We start from the raw sequence: 1,929 nt of genomic DNA, 5'->3' as shown, positions 1-1,929 counted from the left end.
ATGTCAGCCGTCTCCACCACGTCGTCCAGCGTCGCCACCTGGTAGCCGTCCATCGCCGCCTGCAGCGCGCAGATCGGGTCGATCTCGGTGACGATCACCCGCGCGCCCTGACCGCGCAGCGACTCCGCGCAGCCCTTGCCCACGTCGCCGTAACCGCAGACGACCGCGACCTTGCCGCCGATCAGGACGTCGGTGGCACGGTTGATGCCGTCGATCAGCGAGTGACGGCAGCCGTACTTGTTGTCGAACTTCGACTTCGTCACCGCGTCGTTCACGTTGATCGCCGGGAAGAGGAGCTTGCCCTCGGCCATCATCTCGTAGAGGCGGTGGACACCGGTGGTGGTCTCCTCCGTCACGCCGCGGATCTCGGCGGCGAGGGCGGACCAGTCGATGTCCGTCTTCGCCAGCAGGCCCAGGACGATGGCCATTTCCTCGTTCTCGGCGGTGGAGACGTCCGGGACGGCTCCGGCCTTCTGGTACTCGACGCCCTTGTGGACGAGGAGGGTGGCGTCACCACCGTCGTCGAGGATCATGTTCGGGCCGGCGTGGCCGGGCCAGGTCAGCGCCTGCTCCGTACACCACCAGTACTCCTCCAGCGTCTCGCCCTTCCAGGCGAAGACCGGGATCCCGGCGGCGGCGATCGCGGCGGCGGCGTGGTCCTGCGTCGAGTAGATGTTGCAGGACACCCAGCGGACGTCGGCGCCGAGCGCGACCAGGGTCTCGATCAGCACGGCGGTCTGCACGGTCATGTGCAGCGAGCCGGTGATACGGGCGCCGGCCAGCGGCTGCGCCTCGGCGTACTCCCGGCGGATCGACATCAGACCCGGCATCTCGTGCTCGGCCAGGGTGATCTCCTTGCGCCCGAATTCGGCGAGGGAGATGTCGGCGACCTTGTAGTCGGTGAATGCGGCAGACATGCGGTGTGCTCCTTGGAAACGTGCGGGGGCGGGGGTCATCGACGGCCTCCCGCATTGAAGTAGCTCGCTTCGGGGTGGTGAATGACTAGAGCATCGGTGGACTGCTCGGGGTGGAGCTGGAACTCCTCGGAGAGGTGGACGCCGATCCGCTCCGGCTGGAGGAGGCCGGCGATCTTCGCCCGGTCGGAGAGTTCCGGGCAGGCCGGGTAGCCCAGGGAGTAGCGGCAGCCCTGGTACTCGGTACGGAACATGCCGTCCATGTCCGCCGGATCGGATCCGGCGATCCCGAGCTCGGCGCGGACGCGGGCGTGCCAGTACTCGGCCAGGGCCTCGGCCAGCTGGACGGAGAGGCCGTGCAGCTCCAGGTAGTCGCGGTAGGAGTCGGACTCGAACAGCTTGGCCGTGGCCTCGCCGATCTTCGAGCCGACGGTGACCACCTGGAGGCCGATGACGTCCACCTCGCCCGACTCCTCGGGCCGCACGAAGTCGGCGAGGCACAGCCGGCGGCCACGGCTCTGGCGCGGGAAGCTGAACCGGGTCCGCTCGCCGCCGTCCTGGTCGAGGATGATCAGGTCGTCGCCCTTGGAGACGCAGGGGAAGTAGCCGTAGACCACGGCCGCTTCGAGGAGCCGCTCGGTGTGCATGCGGTCCAGCCAGCCGCGCAGCCGGGGCCGGCCCTCGGCGGCGATGGAGTCCGCGTGCTTGAGGCCCCACTGACCCTTGAACAGCGCCTGCTCGTCCAGCCAGCCCGCGTACTCCTTGAGCTGGATGCCCTTGACCACGCGGGTCCCCCAGAAGGGCGGGGTGGGCACCGGGTTGTCGACGGCCACGTCGGACCGGCCGGCCTCCTCCGGTTCCCGGACGTCGAGGACGGCGGCGCGCTGCGGGACGCGGCGCTGCTTGAGGGGCGGGAGTTCGGCGCCGGGGACGCCGCGCTTGACGGCGATCAGCGCGTCCATCAGCCGCAGGCCCTCGAAGGCGTCACGGGCGTAGCGGACCTCGCCCTCGTAGA

The 1,929-nt window shown here is 69.6% G+C and carries 2 protein-coding genes; both read right to left on the bottom strand.

Features of this window, described 5'->3' with window-relative positions:
* Window positions 1-917 (bottom strand): adenosylhomocysteinase (locus ABT403_RS38965; RefSeq protein ID WP_351650967.1); only part of this gene is annotated, 917 nt, incomplete at its 3' end.
* Between the two features lie 35 nt (window positions 918-952).
* Window positions 953-1,929 (bottom strand): vitamin B12 dependent-methionine synthase activation domain-containing protein (locus ABT403_RS38960; protein WP_351650965.1); only part of this gene is annotated, 977 nt, incomplete at its 5' end.

Source organism: Streptomyces sp. NPDC000075 (assembly GCF_040301925.1).
Taxonomy (GTDB): domain Bacteria; phylum Actinomycetota; class Actinomycetes; order Streptomycetales; family Streptomycetaceae; genus Streptomyces; species Streptomyces polychromogenes.
This window is presented reverse-complemented; position numbering and strand designations above follow the sequence as displayed.